This is a genomic window from Sphingomonas sp. CCH10-B3 (assembly GCF_001556185.1).
GTDB lineage: Bacteria > Pseudomonadota > Alphaproteobacteria > Sphingomonadales > Sphingomonadaceae > Sphingomonas > Sphingomonas aquatica.
Genome location: NZ_LSIJ01000005.1, coordinates 1 through 18128, shown reverse-complemented (window position 1 = coordinate 18128; position 18128 = coordinate 1). Strand labels below are relative to the sequence as shown.

The 18128-nt window shown below is 60.5% G+C and carries 22 protein-coding genes; all 22 read left to right on the top strand.

What is annotated here, in order from left to right; genetic code table 11:
• The first annotated feature begins 129 nt into the window (after positions 1-129).
• Complete coding sequence (locus tag AX672_RS01730; RefSeq protein WP_039330884.1) at positions 130-1578, top strand: sigma-54 dependent transcriptional regulator; 1449 nt, start codon at positions 130-132, stop codon at positions 1576-1578.
• Positions 1579-1731: 153 nt separating this feature from the next.
• Positions 1732-1962 carry a hypothetical protein gene (locus AX672_RS18435; RefSeq protein WP_168727286.1) on the top strand — a complete coding sequence of 77 codons (231 nt, stop codon included), beginning with the start codon at positions 1732-1734 and terminating at the stop codon, positions 1960-1962.
• Positions 1963-2069: 107 nt separating this feature from the next.
• On the top strand, positions 2070-3032 hold the full coding sequence (locus tag AX672_RS01725; RefSeq protein ID WP_011536524.1) for a hydrogenase: 963 nt from the start codon (positions 2070-2072) through the stop codon (positions 3030-3032).
• Positions 3033-3045: 13 nt separating this feature from the next.
• Positions 3046-4689 (top strand): nickel-dependent hydrogenase large subunit, encoded by a 1644-nt coding sequence (locus AX672_RS01720; RefSeq protein ID WP_007015744.1) that lies wholly within the window; start codon positions 3046-3048, stop codon positions 4687-4689.
• An 89-nt stretch (positions 4690-4778) separates the two neighbouring features.
• Entirely contained in the window at positions 4779-5159 is a 381-nt protein-coding gene (locus AX672_RS01715; RefSeq protein WP_007015745.1) for a hypothetical protein, read from the top strand.
• 11 nt (positions 5160-5170) lie between these two features.
• Complete coding sequence (locus AX672_RS01710; RefSeq protein WP_039330882.1) at positions 5171-5488, top strand: hypothetical protein; 318 nt, start codon at positions 5171-5173, stop codon at positions 5486-5488.
• Positions 5461-5961, top strand: a complete 501-nt coding sequence (locus tag AX672_RS01705) for a hydrogenase maturation protease (protein WP_230960707.1) — start codon at positions 5461-5463, stop codon at positions 5959-5961. The genes AX672_RS01710 and AX672_RS01705 overlap by 28 nt, the downstream gene beginning before the upstream one ends.
• 3 nt (positions 5962-5964) lie before the next feature.
• Positions 5965-6276: a hypothetical protein gene (locus AX672_RS01700; RefSeq protein ID WP_007015748.1), complete on the top strand. Its 312-nt coding sequence runs from the start codon at positions 5965-5967 to the stop codon at positions 6274-6276.
• Positions 6277-6372: 96 nt separating this feature from the next.
• Positions 6373-7371 carry a hypothetical protein gene (locus AX672_RS01695; protein ID WP_007015749.1) on the top strand — a complete coding sequence of 333 codons (999 nt, stop codon included), beginning with the start codon at positions 6373-6375 and terminating at the stop codon, positions 7369-7371.
• A gap of 6 nt (positions 7372-7377) precedes the next feature.
• Positions 7378-7590: a hypothetical protein gene (locus tag AX672_RS01690; RefSeq protein WP_011536531.1), complete on the top strand. Its 213-nt coding sequence runs from the start codon at positions 7378-7380 to the stop codon at positions 7588-7590.
• 11 nt (positions 7591-7601) lie between these two features.
• Entirely contained in the window at positions 7602-7823 is a 222-nt protein-coding gene (locus AX672_RS18805) for a hypothetical protein (RefSeq protein ID WP_007015751.1), read from the top strand.
• 4 nt (positions 7824-7827) lie between these two features.
• Positions 7828-8694 (top strand): NifU family protein, encoded by an 867-nt coding sequence (locus AX672_RS01680; protein WP_007015752.1) that lies wholly within the window; start codon positions 7828-7830, stop codon positions 8692-8694.
• On the top strand, positions 8610-9869 hold the full coding sequence (locus AX672_RS01675; RefSeq protein ID WP_137776262.1) for a hypothetical protein: 1260 nt from the start codon (positions 8610-8612) through the stop codon (positions 9867-9869). The genes AX672_RS01680 and AX672_RS01675 overlap by 85 nt, the downstream gene beginning before the upstream one ends.
• Positions 9866-12232 (top strand): carbamoyltransferase HypF, encoded by a 2367-nt coding sequence (hypF, locus tag AX672_RS01670; RefSeq protein WP_230960710.1) that lies wholly within the window; start codon positions 9866-9868, stop codon positions 12230-12232. Before AX672_RS01675 ends, hypF begins: the two co-directional genes overlap by 4 nt.
• Before the next feature lie 17 nt (positions 12233-12249).
• Positions 12250-12519, top strand: coding sequence for a HypC/HybG/HupF family hydrogenase formation chaperone (locus AX672_RS01665; protein WP_007015755.1), 270 nt, complete (start codon positions 12250-12252; stop codon positions 12517-12519).
• A complete protein-coding gene (locus AX672_RS01660) occupies positions 12516-13199 on the top strand; it encodes a D-sedoheptulose-7-phosphate isomerase (RefSeq protein WP_039330976.1) in 684 nt (227 codons plus the stop codon). Before AX672_RS01665 ends, AX672_RS01660 begins: the two co-directional genes overlap by 4 nt.
• Entirely contained in the window at positions 13196-14329 is a 1134-nt protein-coding gene (gene hypD / locus AX672_RS01655; protein ID WP_007015757.1) for a hydrogenase formation protein HypD, read from the top strand. The genes AX672_RS01660 and hypD overlap by 4 nt, the downstream gene beginning before the upstream one ends.
• Positions 14326-15375, top strand: coding sequence for a hydrogenase expression/formation protein HypE (gene hypE, locus AX672_RS01650; protein WP_007015758.1), 1050 nt, complete (start codon positions 14326-14328; stop codon positions 15373-15375). Before hypD ends, hypE begins: the two co-directional genes overlap by 4 nt.
• 15 nt (positions 15376-15390) lie before the next feature.
• The gene (locus AX672_RS01645) at positions 15391-16110 is read left to right on the top strand and encodes a HoxN/HupN/NixA family nickel/cobalt transporter (protein ID WP_007015759.1); all 720 of its coding nucleotides are present in this window, start codon (positions 15391-15393) and stop codon (positions 16108-16110) included.
• Positions 16110-16352: a hydrogenase maturation nickel metallochaperone HypA/HybF gene (locus AX672_RS01640; protein ID WP_011536540.1), complete on the top strand. Its 243-nt coding sequence runs from the start codon at positions 16110-16112 to the stop codon at positions 16350-16352. Before AX672_RS01645 ends, AX672_RS01640 begins: the two co-directional genes overlap by 1 nt.
• Positions 16352-17245 carry a hydrogenase nickel incorporation protein HypB gene (gene hypB / locus AX672_RS01635; protein WP_007015761.1) on the top strand — a complete coding sequence of 298 codons (894 nt, stop codon included), beginning with the start codon at positions 16352-16354 and terminating at the stop codon, positions 17243-17245. Before AX672_RS01640 ends, hypB begins: the two co-directional genes overlap by 1 nt.
• Positions 17246-17635: 390 nt before the next feature.
• On the top strand, positions 17636-18094 hold the full coding sequence (locus tag AX672_RS01630) for an alpha/beta hydrolase (protein ID WP_066647280.1): 459 nt from the start codon (positions 17636-17638) through the stop codon (positions 18092-18094).
• The last annotated feature ends 34 nt before the right edge of the window (positions 18095-18128 follow it).

The following is an 18128-nucleotide window of genomic DNA, read 5'->3' as shown; positions in this document are numbered from 1 at the left end:
CATGCGATCATCTCAATCTACACCAGAAATTACACCACGAGCGCGGACGCTAACCAGGCGAAATGCAAACTTTCCTTGCACATCGGTCGCGACTGGCAGTAGCAGTTGCGGTCCGCTGCATGTTGGGAGGTGCATTTGGCCGGGGAATTGACGATCCTTGTTGTTTCGCGCGACGATGCGCTGATCAGCGCGGCGCGAGCTGGGCTGAAGGAGCGAGCAGATTACCGGCTGGTCATAGCTGAGGACGGCAAGGCCGCGCAGGAGCGGCTCAACGACATCGAAGTACACCTCTTGCTTTGCGATCTCGACACGGTGGACGATGCCCAGGACAACATACTGACACGCGCGCGCGTGTCACATCCGGGGGTTTGTCGAATTGCGGTCTCTTCGCAGAATCGCGACGAAGCTGACAGCGAGGCAGTCCGTCGCTCTGCCGCCTATCTCTATCTGTTCAAGCCGCTAACACCTCATCAGATTGCGCTCATGGTAAAGCGCAGCCTGGAAATGAACGAACTTTCGCGACGCCATCGCCTTCTTTCGCGTGAACTGAAGATTTCGGTCGATGACCAGATCTTCGAGGAACGCGTGGATATGTCAGTCAAGGGCGGTTACTCGCAATTCGAGAAGCTCGTTTATGCCAGCGCCAAGATGGCTGATTTGATCGTTGAAGCGCGCAAGGCGGCGGTTACCGATCTGCCAGTCCTCATCGAGGGCGACACCGGGACGGGCAAGGAACTGCTGGCGCGAGCGATCCATTTCAACTCTACACGTGTCGATTCTCCGATCCATGTACAGAATTGCGGCGGTATGCTGGATTCCACGCTCCATTCCGAATTGTTCGGACATGTGCGGGGGGCTTACACCGGAGCCACCGCAGACCGGCTTGGGCTGTTCCGTGCCGCAGATGGCGGAACGGTGTTCCTTGACGAAATTTCAGATGTTTCGCCGAGTTTCCAGGTCAGCCTGCTGCGCTTCCTTCAGAATGGCGAGGTTAAACCGCTAGGGTCGGACAAGTTGTTGCATGCCAATGTCCGGATCATTGCGGCGTCGAACCGGCCGCTTCTGGAAATGGTCGAAAAAGGCGAATTTCGGCGTGACCTGTATTATCGTCTCAAAGGCTTTTCGCTGAGCATCCCGGCGCTGCGAGACAGGCGGGAGGATATTCCTGTTCTTACAGATTTCTTCATCGAGAAATATGCCGGAGTAGTCGGCCGCAGGGTAATTGGCATTACGCAGAGTGCGCTCGACAGGCTGCAGGCTCATCAATATCCAGGCAATGTCCGGGAACTGGAAAGCGAGATCAGGCGCGCGGTGGCGCTGGCTGAAAATGGTGGTTACATTACAGAGCGTAACCTTTCGGCCGTGTTTGATAATCTCGTTGTTGCCCCGGATGTCGGCCAGCAGGCGGAAATGGAAGGCGGCACACTCAAGGAGATGGTCGAGCGTCTGGAGCAACGGGTCGTGGTAGGTGCACTCACCCGTTTTCGCTGGAACCAGAGCAAGACTGCCGACGCGCTGGGGCTATCCCGCGTGGGCCTGGCCAACAAGATCAAGCGCTACGGTCTGCATGATGGCTGACGTTGGTCTCATGCAGGAGCAGGAGCAGGAACGGGAGTGGCAGTGAAATGGCAGACCGGGACAATGTTGTTCGCTTGCGTTTTTCCCGCATGCCCTATCCGGGGCAAGAGGCGCCACAAGACCTCGGCTCGACAAAACTGACGCGAACAGCGGGTGCAGGACTTTCTGGTGCGCATGGCCATTGGTGCGGGCGCTGCAAAGGCATCTGGTATTCGGCGTTCGGCGAAGTTGAATGCCCGGTCTGCGGCAACCGGCACGGCTAGCCTGAACGGTTGGCATACGCACCTCCTGCGGCTCCGACTGCAAAGAATGTTTCAAGGAGTGCGTGCAAAGTTTCTTTGCATTTTCTTCGCCGAAAATATGAGCTTCATCATAAAATACTGAAAATGCTTTATTATTTTTCTGGCACGAATCATGCTTAATGTCCTCCCATAGCCCGCAGGGGCATTTGGCCGGTCGGGCACTCCGCCGGGAAGTTGGGAGACTGAGAAATGGCGAATCTGTTGTGGCTTCAAGGCGGTGCGTGCTCTGGCAACACCATGTCCTTCCTTAATGCCGAGGAGCCCAGCGCATGCGATCTGGTGACGGATTTTGGCATCAATGTCCTTTGGCATCCCTCGCTTGGCCTCGAGCTGGGTGAGAATGTCAAAGTCATGATGGAAAAGTGCCTTTCCGGCGAAATCCCGCTCGACATTTTCGTGTTCGAAGGCAGCGTCATCAATGCGCCCAACGGTACCGGCGAATGGAATCGCTTCTGTGGCCGCCCGATGAAAGACTGGGTGGCAGATCTTTCTGCCAAGGCGCAATTTGTTGTGGCAATCGGCGATTGCGCCACCTGGGGCGGCATCCCGGCAACGGCGCCGAACCCGTCTGAAAGCGAAGGCTTGCAGTTCCTCAAGCGGGCCAAGGGTGGAGCGCTGGGCGAAGGCTTCACGTCTCAGGCTGGCCTTCCGGTCATCAATATTCCCGGCTGCCCCGCTCACCCTGACTGGGTAACGCAGATCCTTGTCGCCGTTGCCACGGGCCGCGCGGGCGACCTGACGCTGGACGAATTCCATCGGCCAAAGACCTTCTTCTCCAGCTTCACGCAGACGGGCTGCACCCGCAACATGCACTTCGCCTACAAGGTCTCGACCACGGCCTTCGGTCAGCGCAAGGGCTGCCTCTATTACGATCTGGGGTGCCGCGGCCCGATGACTCACAGCCCCTGCAACCGCATTCTGTGGAACCGCGTTTCGTCCAAGACCCGTGCTGGCATGCCCTGCCTTGGCTGTACGGAACCGGAATTCCCCTTCTTCGATCTCGCCCCAGGAACTGTCTTCAAGACCCAGACTGTGATGGGCGTGCCGAAGGATCTGCCGCTAGGGGTTGATCGTACCGGCTACGTCAAGCTCACAGCTGCCGCCAAGGGTGCGGCTCCGGCGTGGGCCGAAGAGGATATCTTCGTCGTCTGATTCATGAGGGTTCATGGCGCGCAGCGAAGCGCGCCGCACACAGAATTTCGGGAGAATTACAATGGCAGCTACACAAACCCTCGACATTTCGCCCGTTGGCCGGGTGGAGGGCGACCTTGATGTCCGCGTCGACATCGAGAACGGGATCGTCACCAATGCATGGACGCAAGCGGAAATGTTCCGCGGCTTCGAAGTCATCCTCAAGAACAAGGATCCACAGGCCGGGCTTGTCGTTACGCCTCGTGCTTGCGGCATCTGCGGTGCCTCGCACCTGTCCTGTGCTGCCTGGGCACTCGATTCCGCCTGGGGTACCACCGTTCCGCGTAACGCGATCCTTGCCCGCAATCTCGGGCAAATCGTCGAAACACTCCAGTCAATCCCGCGACATCACTATGGTCTGTTCATGATCGACTACACCAACCAGAACTATGCGAAGTCCAAGTTCTACGAAGAAGCGGTGAAGCGCTATGCGCCCTTCACAGGGACCTCCTATGAAGCGGGTGTGACCATTTCGGGCCGCCCGGTAGAAATCTATGCCCTGCTTGGCGGGCAGTGGCCGCATTCTTCCTTCATGGTTCCTGGCGGCGTGATGTGCGCCCCGACCCTGACCGACGTGACCCGCGCCTGGTCGATCCTGGAGCACTTCCGCCGCAACTGGATCGAACCGTTGTTCCTTGGTTGCTCGATGGAGCGCTATGAGGAAATCACCACGTACGATCAACTGATGGCGTGGCTTGATGAGCGGCCGGAACACGCGAATTCCGATCTCGGCATGTTTATCCGCATGTCGCTCGACATCGGACTGGAGAAATATGGCACTGGCCACGGCAAGTTCATCTCGTGGGGCTATCTCCCGCATGAAGACCGTTACAACAACCCCACGATTGAAGGCCGCAACAGCGCCGTGATCATGAAATCGGGGACGTTCGACGGTGCCAGCGGCGCGTTCAAGCTGATGGATCAGGGCAATGTCCGCGAGGACATGCAGCGCGCGTGGTACAACGAAGGGGACGATATCCACCCATTCGACCGGACGACGATGCCAATCGCGAAAAACGACATCGATACTGATGGCAAATACAGCTGGTCGACTGCCGTTCGCCACGCCGAACATGGTCGTCTTGAGGCCGGCCCGCTCGCGCGGCAGCTGATCGCTGGTGGCGATCATGGCGAGGCCTGGCAACACAGTGATGGACTGGTGCTCGACATGTATCGCAAGCTTGGCGGCGCTTCGACCTACCTGCGCCACTTCGCCCGCCTGCATGAGCTGTGCAAGCTATACCGCGAAGCCGAACGCATCCTGCGCGAGTTCCGTCTCAACGATGAATGGTACATCAAGCCTACTGAGCGCGATGGCCAGGGATGGGGCGCGACCGAGGCTGCGCGTGGCGCCTTGTGCCACTGGATCGACGTGCGCGATGGCAAGATCCACAATTACCAGATCATCGCTCCGACCACATGGAATGTCGGCCCGCGTGCGAGCAATGGCGAGTTGGGACCGATCGAGGAGGCACTCATCGGCACCCCGATTACAAATACTGCCGATCCGGTTGAAGTCGGACATGTCTGCCGTTCCTACGACAGCTGCCTGGTTTGTACGGTCCACGCACACGATGCGAAAACGGGCGAGGAACTGGCGCGCTTCCGCACAGCTTGATATCGGGCCGCCGGGTGGGAGGACGCTGTGAGGTGTCTCCCACCCGAGGCTGCGAATAGAATAACAACCCGTTGGGAGAATGCGCCGGAATGACTGGCGACAACACCGAATTGCAGCGCCAGCGCGAATGGCTCCTGTCCCGGTATGGCGTGGTGCCTTCAGAGGCCGATCATGCGACACTTCTGCGCATGATCGAGGATTATCTCAACGAAGGGCTGGAAACGCAGGTTGAGCCATTTCCCGAAACCGACCGCGAGTTTTCAGGCATTCTTGACGAGTTAAGGGCGCTCGACCCGGATGATCTAAGGGCCAAGCTCGACATTTCCGGCTGGTTGCTTCGCCCGTACGGGGCAGACGAGATGCGCTGTCAGGAATGCATGTATTATCTGGTCCACAGGCGCTGGTGTGACCTGCCGGAGCTAAGCTTGCCCGCCGAGCCCGAATGGTGGTGTCGCCTCTGGCGCATTTGAAGGAGTTGCGCATGGCCACTGATGCAGACGAAACCCTACGGCGGGAGATCGCGGGTCTTCTGGCTGGCGGCCTTGAAACCGAAGTCTTCCCCAGAGCCGAAGACTCCGCGCAGGTCAACGCGATCGTGTCCCGCCTGCAATCGGAAGGCAAGGACCTTGCTTCCAAACTTGTGATTGCCGGGTTTACAGATCACACCATCACGGCTGATGAACTGGAACAGCCCTGCGAAACCTGCATGTATTACCTTATCAAGCGCCGTTTCTGTGATCTGCCTGAACTTATGCTGCCGGTTGAACCCGAGTGGTCGTGCCGCCTGTGGCGAATTTAGACGCACCTGCCACTGCGATCATTGGCTGCGGCAATATCAATCGCGGTGATGACGGGGCTGGTCCGGCCGTCATCGCCCGGCTTGCTGCTGAAGATTTGCCGTCTGATGTAGCGCTGCTGGATGCCGGCACTGATGGGATGGCAGTGATGTACCGTGCGCGCGGGGCGCAGCAGCTTATCGTGATCGATGCAAGGGAGCCCGAAGGCAAGCCGGGGGCTATCTACGAGGTTCCCGGCGATGTGCTGGCGGCAGAACCGGTCCATGGCGTGGGTCTTCACGCGTTCCGTTGGGACAACGCCCTGTTTGTGGGACGCAAGATCTTTGGCGATGACTTCCCTTCTGATGTGCAAGTCTATCTGATCGAAGCGCAGACGCTGGACTATGCCACCGAGCTTTCCGGGCCGGTAGTTGCAGCGGTCGAGAAGGTGGCGGCCAAGATCGCGGCGCGGCTCGTCATCGCCCCCGAGGCTTAAGTCATGGAGCAGACCATCTCGGTCGCGCGCGGGACGATCCGGTTTCCCGCAGGCCTGGTCGCTACCTATTTCTCGGGCATCGATGCAGTTGCGGTGCTGATCGATGGCGCGACCTTGCGGATTTTGCCGGTGTTTCACGCGGCGGCCGGAGGAGCGCTGTTGAAACAACGCAATGCTCAGGGTGATCGGGTAGTTGGCGCTTTCGATGTGTTCGAGGCGCACGGCCTGGCCGACTTCGAGGCGCAGGACGTCCCCGTAAGGTGGTCAAGCGGAGATGCGGCGCTTCTTGCGGACCTCCCCGTAACTGATAACTAAGTTTACATAACGAAAAACTGGTAGACAATTTACCCGGCGCTCGTTTTAAGGGCTGCAGGCCCGAATCCGATCAAGGGGAGGCCGGGGAGAGTCGGGATGGTTGCGCTCAGTCGCACAGAGGATCAGCTGGCGGCCGCCTTGAAGGTGGTGGAGGAAAGTGACGCTTCGGTTATCGAGAAAGCCGAAATGCTCATGGAAATTGCCATGGGTCTGCAACAGCGGCCGAAGGAAGCCGACGACCTGCTGGCAGCCATCGAACTCTATGAACAGGCAATCCATCAGTGCGGAGACCAGGATGCACTGCTGACTGCCCGGATTCGTGCGCGAATGGCCACGGCGCTCATGGCAATTCCTTCCGAAATTGCCGCACCGATCGAACAGGCTCGTGACTTGCTGAAACAGGCAACACCGGTCCTGGCGGAGGGAGGCAGCGGCGAAGAGGTGGCTGAAGCGGAAATGAACCTTGGCCTCGCCCTGCAGACTCTTGCAGGCGCAGGCATGGCACGAATTACAGATGCAATATCCGCCTATCAGCGATCGCTGCGGACGTTCAACAAGCTGCGTCATCCACGCGAATATGCCATTCTGAACAACAATCTGGCGACCGCCTTCCTCTCCGTTCCGATTACGAGCGAAAGCGGCAAGATCAGCGAAGCGCTGGCGGTGCAATCATTTGAAGAAGGACTTTCGGCGGTCAATCTGATCGATCAGCCGATGGAATATGCAATGCTGCAGAACAATCTGGGCAATGCGCTGCAATATGCATCATCGAGCCACCGGGTCGAGAACGGTTTCCGTGCGCTGGAGGCCTATGACGAGGCGTTGAAGGTGCGCCAGCGGGACAACACTCCGCTTGAATATGCCAACACCATAGCGAACAAGGCCAATTGCCTTTGCAACCTCCCTGACGATCCGGAAGACGGAGAAGCAGGCAATCCACGCAACATCGCGCAGGCGATCAAGCTGCTGCGCGAAGCGCGCGAAATATTTGCCGCTTCCGGAGCGCAGGACCGGGCCGAGAGCGCGGCGCAAACGATCATCGAACTTGAAATGGCAGTGCGCGGCGAACCCTCGCGCGCCAACGGCGGATTTTAGAGAACAATGGAGGTGAATTTGCTCGTAATTTTACTGCTGGCCCTAGTGGCCGGAATAGCAGGGGCTCTTGTCGGCGGCGCGCTCTCGGGCCTGAAGATTGGCGGGGCTGCGCTGGGCAAGCAACTGGCAGCCCAACTGGGCGGGCTATACGGCCTGCTCGCCGGAGTTCCCGGTGTAGTCATGGGACTCGCCGTGCTGTTTTTCATGCAATCGGCCTGAGGGAGACTACCATGTTTGATATGGTTTTCAGTTCAACCAAGTTGTTTTTTCAGGGCAAGCTGTTCCAGGATACGGCCCTCGCCATCCGTCTACTTGTGACCGGGGCTGCCGCAGCTACCGTTGCAACTGTATTGGTTGGCATGGTTGCACCACTATGGGGAGCGGCGATTGCCGGGGGCCTGGTGGGCGGCTTGCTTCAGCCTTACCTCTACCGGAACATCAAGTACGCCTGATCCGATGTCAGAGGCGGATCCCCAGCGGCCCGAGCCAACGCTTTCCCGCCTGCTGGGGGATCTGACCGCGCTGGAAGCGCTGGCAGAGAACTGGGAAGAAGGTGCACGCAATGGTGCGCAGGCACGGGCAGCGGCGCTTGACGCGCTCAATGCCGAAGCCTTCCGTCGCCTGATCCGGTCGCTGCGTGAGCTGCCCGGCGCAGCCGAGGCTTTGCGTCAGGCGGCGGCGGACGAGGTGGTCTATTGCGTGCTCCGCCGCCATGGCATCCTCAAGGCCAGCCTGTTCGAGCGGGTCGATGCCGCGCTTGCCACGGTGCGCCCGACGCTGGCCGGCCATGGCGGCGATGCCGAACTGGTCGAAGTATCTGGCGACAAGGCAGTGGTCCGTTTTCTGGGGGCCTGTGATGGATGTCCCGCTTCGGCGCTGACTTTCTATGCCGGGGTAAAGAAAGCGATCACTGAGCAAGTGCCCGAAATCCGCGAAGTCAAACAGGCCAAGGGGCTGGGTGGCGGCGGCGGTGACACGGTGCATTTCACCTCTCCCTTCGCCGCGCATGAGCATGAAGGCTGGCTCCACGCGCTGCAACTGACTGAATTGCCCGACGGGACGACTTCTGTCCTGGAGCTGGAAGGGCGTTCGCTGCTTCTTTCGCGCTTCGGGGACAAGGTTACCTGTTTCGAGAACGCCTGTGCGCATCTTGGCATGCCGATGGACCAGGCGGAAATTACCGATGGCTTCATCACCTGTCCGCACCATGGTTTCCGTTATGCGCTCGAAAGCGGTGAATGCCTGACGGCACCGGAAGTGCAATTGCAACCTCATGCCGTACGCGTCCGAGGGGACGCCATCGAACTGAGGCTGACGCGATGAAAGTATCGCTCGCGCCCTCCTTCCGTCCGGTCAAAGCCGAAGGGACGCAAATCGCGGGGGCACCGCTGCTGGAAGAAGGCGGGCCGCGCGTTGTGCTCGGGTGGTCGCCCGGCGACATTGCAACGCCGCTGTCTCCCGCCGCTGCAAGCCTGTTCGGGCCGCGCGGTGTCTGCCTGCATCCTGATGGAACATTGTGGGTCGCGGATACCGGGCATCATCGGCTGCTGGGATGGCGAAAAATTCCACAATCGGACAATGAGCCTGCCGACATTCTGATCGGCCAGCCGAGTTTCTCACGCGAAGGCCGCAACGCCAAGGGGCCTCCCGGTCCTGCTACGCTCAATGTGCCAACTGGCCTGTGCTCATGGCGCGGCGGATTAGCCGTGGCTGATGCCTGGAACCACCGCGTGCTGATCTGGCGCGAAGTGCCAACAGGCAATGGCCAGCCAGCCGATCTGGTGCTGGGTCAGGAGGATAGTGAATCCGTTCTGGCCAATCGCGGCGCTGACCGTCCAACCTCGGCCAGCCTGCACTGGCCCTATGGCGTGGCCGAAGTGGCCGGCAGACTGGTCGTATGCGACAGCGGCAACCGCCGCCTGCTGGTTTGGAGCGATCCTTCAGAAACCGGCCAGCCAGCCGATCTGGTGCTGGGCCAGCACGACTTCTCTACGCGCGACGAGAACGCGGGCGGCGAAGTCACGGCGATGTCGATGCGGTGGCCGCATGGAGCCTGCTGGTGGAATGGCCATCTCGCGCTGGCAGATAGCGGCAACAATCGTGTAATGCTGTGGCGCGGATTTCCAGAGCACAATGGCGCGCCTTGCGACGCAATCCTGGGACAGCGGGACGCCGCGCATTGCGATCACAATATGTCCTCCTACTATCCCAGCGCGGCCAGTGTGAACATGCCCTATGCGACGGTTGAAGCCGGTGGCCAGCTGATTGTGGCCGATACCGCGAACTCGCGTCTGCTCGGCTGGGCAGACAGCGCCACCGGCATTGCGGCGAACCGGCTTTGTGGTCAGCCGGACTTCGCCAGCAAAGGCGACAATCGCTGGGGCATGCCCGAACGAGACAGCCTGTGCTGGCCCTATGGCCTGTCAGCGCTGGGTGATCTGGTGGCGGTTGCCGATAGCGGCAACAATCGCGTCCTTTTGTGGAATCTGGCGCGGTGACCGGCGAACGCCTTCTGGTACGCGGCCAGGTGCAGGGCGTAGGCTTCCGGCCCACTGTATGGCGGGTTGCACGCGAGCTTGAGCTAACCGGTGATGTGCGCAACACCAGCAGCGGGGTTGAAATTCGCCTTTGGGGCGAAGCGGTGTCGCGCTTTGAAAGCGAACTGCGCGCGGCTCTGCCTGCATTGGCGCGGATTGATGCGATAGAACGCGTGGCAATTGATGCTGTGCGGCCCGAGAGCTTCGTTATCGGTGCATCGGAAGGTGATGGCATGCGCGGGGCTGTAACGCCCGATGCGGCAATCTGCTCCGCCTGCCTTGAAGAAGTGCGCGACCCTTTCGAGCGTCGCTATCGCTACCCCTTTACCAATTGTACCGAATGCGGGCCGCGTTTCTCGATTATCGAGACCGGCCCCTATGATCGTGCCCGCACGACCATGAGGGGTTTCGCGATGTGCCCGGAATGCGGAGAGCAATATTCCGATCCGACAGACCGGCGCTTCCATGCCCAACCTATCGCGTGCCATGTTTGCGGACCACGCGCATGGATCGAGCGCCTTGGCCCCGGTACTGTTAATCACGAAGCCTTTTCGATGATGGACGACGTGGATGCCGCAGGCGGCATGCTGATGAACGGGCATATCGTCGCCATCAAGGGGCTTGGCGGCTTTCATCTCGCCTGTGATGCCACCCGCGCGGAGGTGGTGGCCGATCTGCGTATGCGCAAACGGCGCAGGGGCAAGGCCTTTGCCCTGATGGCGCGCGATCTGGACGTTATCTGCCGTTATGCCGAATTCTCGGAACAGGAAGCCGAACTGCTGGCATCGCCTGAAGCGCCGATCGTGTTGCTGCGCGCATCGGGGGAACCGCTGCCCGAAGCGGTTGCGCCGGGGCTGGACCGTATCGGCTTCATGCTGCCGCACACCCCGCTACATCACCTGCTGTTGCGGCGGATGAAGCGCCCGGTGGTGATGACTTCAGGCAATCTCTCAGGCCGCCCGCAATGCACGACTAACGAGCAGGCCCGCGCCGAACTGGAAGGCATTGCCGAATTCGCGCTGATGCACGACCGGCACATTGCCAACCGGATCGACGACAGCGTTGCGCGGGTCGATCTGGGCCGGGTCCGGCTGCTGCGCCGCGCACGCGGCTATGCCCCCAGAGCTATCGACCTGCCCACCGGCTTTCCGCGTGACATTTCAATACTGGCCATGGGCGCGGAGCTCAAGAACAGCTTCTGTCTGGTGCGCGATGGCGAAGCTGTGCTGAGCCAGCACATGGGCGATCTGGAAGATGCGGCCACCGAAGATGATGTGCGCCGCAACCTCGATCTTTATACCCAGCTCTACGACCATCAGCCAGCGGCAATCGCGGTGGACGCGCATCCTGAATATCTTTCGACCAAGCATGGGCGCGAAATCGCGGATGGACGACCGGTGATCGCGGTACAGCATCACCACGCCCATATCGCCGCCTGTCTGGCAGAAAACGGCCGCTCGCTCGATGCCGCCCCTGTACTGGGAATCGCGCTTGACGGTCTGGGTCTGGGTGATGACGGCACGATCTGGGGCGGTGAGTTCCTGATCTGCGATTATCGCGGATACCGTCGTGCCGGGATGCTCAAGCCGGTCGCACTACCGGGTGGGACTGCGGCGATCCGCGAACCCTGGCGCAATGCCTATGCCCATTTGATGGCGCAGATGGGCTGGGCCGAATTCGCGATGAATTTCGCTGACCTGCCATTGTTTGCCCGCCTTTCCGCCATGCCGCGATCCACGATCGATGCGATGATCGCCAGCGGCACCAATAGCCCACTTTCTTCCTCATGCGGGCGGTTGTTCGATGCCGCTGCGGCGATCTGCGGTCTCGCCTGGGATCGGCAGGAATATGAAGGGCAGGCAGCCATGTTGCTGGAAGCAGCAATCGATCCGGCGGCGCTGAATGAGCCGGACGATCTGGCCTATCCTTTTTCCATTCCGTTGCTGGGCGGGCGTGGGCTTCCCTATGTTGAACCGCTCGCCGTGTGGCGGGCGATGCTGGGTGACCTGCTGCTGAATACGCCTGTTGGGGTGATGTCCGCGCGGTTCCATCGCGGCCTCGCACGGTCTGTTGTGGCCATGGCGCAGCGCCTGACCGCAGACGATGGCCCTGATACTGTGGCCCTGTCTGGCGGCTGTTTCCAGAACGCCACGCTGTTCCGCCTGGTCCATGAAGGATTGGAACAACTGGGGCTCAACGTCCTCAGCCACTCGAGAGTGCCCGCCAATGATGGCGGTCTGGCTTTGGGGCAGGCCGCTGTGGCCATGGCCCATTTGCACGAAGCGACCGCGGAAACCGAAAATGGGAGAGAAGTATGTGCTTAGGTATTCCGGGACAGATCGTGGAGATCACCGATGCCGGGCGCAAGCTGGGCGTGGCCAATGTCTCGGGCGTGCGGCGCCCGGTCAACCTCGCCTGCGTTATTGGCGAAGGCAGTGTCGAAGACCTGATCGGCACATGGGTGCTGATCCATGTCGGATTTGCCATGAGCAAGATTGACGAGGATCAGGCGGCCGAAACACTGCGCATCCTGACCGAGCTGGGAGAGGCGCAGCAGGAACTTGCAGCCATGCGCGACGGCGATCGCGCGTTGGGAGACGCGCAGTGGTGACCACTGGCCCTGCCTTGAATGCGCTTTATCCGCATATGCGCAGACGTGGCGAACAGCTCCGTGCCTCGGCGCAAAGCCTGCGCCATTCGGTTGAGAGCAAGGCTCGGGACCACACTGAGGTGTTCGGCAAGTTTTTTGCAGAACAGGCAGACGAGCTGGTCGCCGCCGCGACCACGCTGGCCGCAAGCTATCGCCAGGGCGGGCGCCTGCTGGCCATGGGCAATGGCGGATCGAGCTGTGATGCCGCGCATGTCGCGGTGGAGTTTCTCCATCCAGTGACCGCCGGAAGGCCGGCGCTGGGTGCGATCAACCTCGCGGCCGATGTCGCGATGCTGACGGCAGTCGGTAATGATGTCGGACAGGACCATGTGTTCGTGCGTCCGCTGATTGCCCACGGGCGGCACGGTGATTGCCTGATCGGCTTTTCGACCAGCGGCAATTCCGCAAACCTCATCCGGGCTTTTGCCAAGGCACGGGAGATGGGCATTGCCACGATCGGCCTGGCGGGTGGTGACGGGGGCGAGATGGCCCGCGCCGGACTGGATCATCTGCTGGTGGTCCCAACAGGCTCGATCCACCGGGTGCAGGAATGCCACCTCGCGGCCTATCACATCCTCTGGGACCTGACCCACACGCTGCTAGCCAATGACCGGGCCGCACCGCTGGAGGCAGGCGCATGAAGTATGTCGACGAATTCCGCGATCCGGTTCGCGCCGGTGTCCTGCTCAAGGAAATCGAGGCCCTGACTGCACAGATCATGGCCGGGCGCGATCGCCCAGTCGTCATCATGGAAGTGTGCGGCGGCCACACGCATTCGATCTTCCGATACGGCATCGAGAAGATGCTTCCGCCGGAAATCGAGTTTGCCCATGGGCCGGGCTGTCCGGTTTGCGTGTTGCCGATGGGCCGGGTCGATGATTGCGTGGAACTGGCTATGAAGCCGGAGGTGATCTTCACTACGTTTGGCGATGCCATGCGCGTGCCGGGATCGCGGCTCAGCCTGCTAGGCGCAAAGGCCGAAGGGGCCGATGTGCGGATGGTCTATTCACCACTCGATGCCCTCGCGCTGGCCCGTGCGAACCCGGACCGCGAAGTGGTTTTCTTCGGCCTCGGCTTCGAGACGACGATGCCCTCCACAGCCCTGACAATCCTGCAGGCCCAGGCAGAAGGGATCGGCAATTTCTCGCTGTTCTGCAACCACATCACCATCATCCCCACGATCAAGGCGATCCTCGATTCACCCGATATGGGGATCGATGGCTTTCTCGGGCCGGGCCATGTCTCGATGGTCATCGGCACTGATCCCTATGACTTCATCGCACGCGACTATCACCGTCCGCTGGTGGTCGCCGGCTTCGAACCGCTCGACGTATTGCATTCGGTTTGGATGGTGCTTCGGCAAATGGCCGAAGGCCGGGCGGAGATCGAAAACCAGTATGCCCGGATTGTGCCACGCTATGGCAATGAAGCTTCGCTGGCTGCGGTTACGGAAGTATTCGAACTGCGGGAATTCTTCGAATGGCGCGGGCTGGGCTCGATCGACCATTCTGGCGTCCAGATTCGCGAGGCCTATGCGGCCTGGGATGCTGAGCGAAAATTTGCCGTTGCATCGCCTAGCATTCCGGATCCCAAGGCTTGCCAGTGCGGCGAAGTGCTGAAAGGCGCGATCAAGCCATGGCAGTGCAAGCTGTTCGGTCGGTCGTGCACACCGGAAACACCGATGGGTGCCCTGATGGTTTCGTCTGAAGGAGCATGTGCCGCCTATTATCAGTATGGCGGGATCGATGCGGTGCCGGAGCCAGCGCAATGAACGCTGTAACTCCCACTGGCAACGGACGGCTGCGAGCGGAGCGGGTCACGCTGGCGCATGGCGGTGGCGGCAAGGCCATGCGGGATCTGATCGAGGATGTGTTTACCTCGGTTTTCGAACCCGACGGGTTGGAAGACCAGGCGCGGTTGAGCCACGAAATGTTGGCCGTGGAGGGTGCCCGGCTGGCCTTCACCACGGACAGTTTCGTAGTGCAGCCGCTCGAGTTCCCCGGTGGCGATATCGGCAAGATTGCGGTTTGCGGCACAGTTAACGACCTTACCGTCGGCGGCGCGCAACCGCTGTGGCTGTCGGCGGCCTTTATCATTGAGGAAGGCACCGAAGTCGCCTTGCTACGCCGCGTGGCAGCGGCCATGCGTAGGGCGGCCGACCAGGCCGGTGTGCGGATCGTGACCGGCGATACCAAGGTGGTTGAGCGCGGTGCCGCCGATACGCTGTTCGTCACCACTTCCGGAGTGGGAGTCATCCCTGCGGGACGCGAACTTGCCGCGGAGAAAGTTCGCGCGGGCGATGTCGCGCTGGTCAACGGCGTACTGGGTGATCATGGCGCCGCCATTCTGGCCGCGCGCGGAGACATGGTTTTCGAGGCGGATATTCGTTCGGATTGCCGCCCGCTCAATCACCTGATGGAAGCGGTGATCGAAGCCGCACCGGGTGTGCGCTGTGCGCGGGATGCCACCAGAGGAGGCCTGGCCAGCGCACTCAACGAAATATCGCAAGCCTCGGCCATCGGGATCGAGATCGACGAGGCCAGATTGCCAATGAGGGCCGAGGTCAAGGGCGTGTGCGAACTGCTCGGGCTTGATCCACTCTATCTCGCCAATGAAGGGGCGCTGGTGCTGTTCGTTCCAGAGGAGCAGGCGGAAGCTGCGCTGGCAGCCATGCGCTCAACCGAGGCAGGGCGCGATGCAGCCATTATCGGGCGCGCGGCAGAGATGCGCAGCCCGCGCGTGGTCATGCATAGCCTGTTCGGCGGAAGCCGGATCGTCGACATGCTGGTCGGCGAGCAACTGCCGCGTATCTGCTGAGGGAGAAGACCTGCCATGCAACTCTCGTTGATCGCCCTGGGTTTCCTTGCCGGAATGGGCCATGCGCTCGAACCCGATCACCTCGCCGCAGTCGGTGCCATGGCCACGGGACGGAATTCGCGCCGGTCGATGGTGCTGCGGGGTGCTGCGTGGGGGCTAGGGCATACGCTCACCCTGCTCGCGATCTGTTCTGCAGTGATCCTGCTGGGCATGGCATTGACAGGCCGTACGGCAGCCCTTCTGGAGAGCGCCGTTGGCTTCATGCTGATTCTGCTGGGGGGCGATGTACTTTGGCGGATGCGCAAGGCACGGGTGCATTTCCATCTGCACGATCATTCCGATGGCGAACGTCATTTTCATGCTCACAGCCATCTTGGCGAACGGGCGCCCCATGATGCGAGCCGCCACGAACACTCTCACCCCCACAAATTTCCCTTGAAAGCGCTGGCTGTCGGGCTGGTGCATGGCGCGGCAGGATCGGCTGCCCTGCTTACCCTGGCAGTCGCTTCGGTTGGTGATCCTCTGCTGGCGGTTATCTATGTCCTGCTGTTCGGAGTTGGCTCAATTGCAGGAATGGCTGCGCTCAGCTTTGTCGCCTCCTGGCCGCTTGGCTATGCAGAGCGTGTTGCCTTGCGACTTCATCGAGCGCTGAATCTGTCGTTGGCTGTGCTGGCACTTGGCCTGGGATTGCACACGATCTACGCCAACCTGCCTGGCGTGTTGGGGGCGGCCTGATGCACGAGCTGTCTCTTGCCCGGAATATTGTCGCCATTGTTGGTGATCACGCGCAGGGTCGGCGGGTGTCGCGTGTTCGCCTGGCAGTCGGCCCCTATGCCTGCGTAGAGCGCGAGGCGATCCGATTTTCATTCGAGGTGGCGAGCGAAGGTACGCTGCTCGAGAAGGCTGCACTCGAATTTCTGGAAGGCGAGACCGACCAGTTCATCATCAAGGATTTCGATATGGAGGAAATGGCCTGATGTGCGGCACCTGCGGATGCACCGATCCTGACAACGAGATCGCGATGATCGACCCGGAAACCGGAAAGCGAGTGCTGCTTCGCGGCGGCGATGACCATTCCCACGATCATGACCACACCCACGATCACAATCATTCACACGATCATGATCATTCACACGGGCACCATCATCACCATCATCATGATCACGGGCATGACCATCACCACCACGGTGAACAAGCGGCGCGTGTATCGCTGGAAACCGCCGTGCTTGACCGGAATGATCGCCAGGCGGCTCGCAACCGGGGCTGGTTCGAAGGGCGCGGTGTTGTCGCGCTCAATCTCGTCAGTTCGCCTGGGGCTGGCAAGACGACCTTGCTCGAAACCACGATCCGGGCGCTGGAAGGAAGTCTGCCGATTGCCGTTATCGAAGGTGATCAACAGACGGCCAATGATGCCACGCGCATTCGCGAAGCGGGGGCCCGTGCAATCCAGATCAACACAGGGGCCGGCTGTCACCTCGAAGCCGATATGGTTGCCCGCGCTGTTGAAGAACTCGCACCGAAATCCGGCTCGTTGCTGCTGATCGAGAATGTCGGCAATCTTGTTTGTCCGGCGATGTTCGATCTGGGTGAGCGGATGAAGGTCGCCGTTATCTCCACCCCGGAGGGCGAGGACAAGCCACTCAAATATCCGCACATGTTCCGCGCAGCAGAGGTGGTGCTGATCAACAAGATCGACCTCGCCCCGCATGTTGGATTCGACGAGGCCGCATGCCGCTCAAACATCTCCTCAGTAAACCCCAATGCGCGCGTCTTGCTGGTTTCCGCCCGCACCGGTGAAGGGATGGACGCGTGGTACGATTTTCTGCGAGCAATGGCGTCAGCAGCCGCGGATGGCGGGTGCCTCATTTAGGCGGGACTGCCCACGGGACTAAGATCGTCATCTTGCCCTATCGAGGAATGGCGGCTTTCTTTAGTTTTAGAGCCCAGACCGGACGGTCCGAAACCGGCCCTGTTTCACCCATGATCCGCCGCGTGAATCTATGTCCGGTTTCAACGGTTGGTTCTGAGACCGGGAACGACGGCTCTGTTGGCGGCAGCAGCCTGCCAAACCCTAACCGCAGCTATTGCAATTGGCATCCCGGAACCGGATTTTCCGGACACAAGCCAAAAGCGGTCACATTAACATAGCTTTGAATTATATTGTGATAGACCCTCGAAAATTCCAGCCTTGGCGAAGGTTGAAATGTCCTCAAAGGCAAGAAGGCGATCATTCCTAACGTGGCGAACACGATTGGGCTGTATGGGGATGCTGGCTTTGATTGCCGGACTTACCGGCATCTGGGTTGTTGGTTCGGCAATGACTGGCGCGACCAACGCGTCGGTTGAACCTGCCCCCGCGCCCGCCACCGAAATCCGGTTGACGACATCGGATCAGGTCGAGATCGCTGCGAGTTACTGGAAGGCTGACGATTCCACCGCCCCGGCCATTCTCTTGTTGCACGGCAACGGCGGCAATCGGCGAGATATGCTCGATATGGCAACGTGGTTGGCAGGCGAAGGCTATTCCGTGCTGTCCATCGATATGCGCGGACATGGCCAATCCAGTCCACAAAGCAAAAGTTTCGGCTATCTTGAAGCCCGTGATGCCCATGCCGCACTCGCGTGGCTCAGGCAGCAGCACCCCGCGAGCAAGCTGGGGGCAATCGGTTTCTCTCTGGGCGGTGCGGCCAGCGTTCTTGGGGTGACTACACGAAAGTGACGTATCTGCACGCTAAGGGCGAACAAATCCGGTA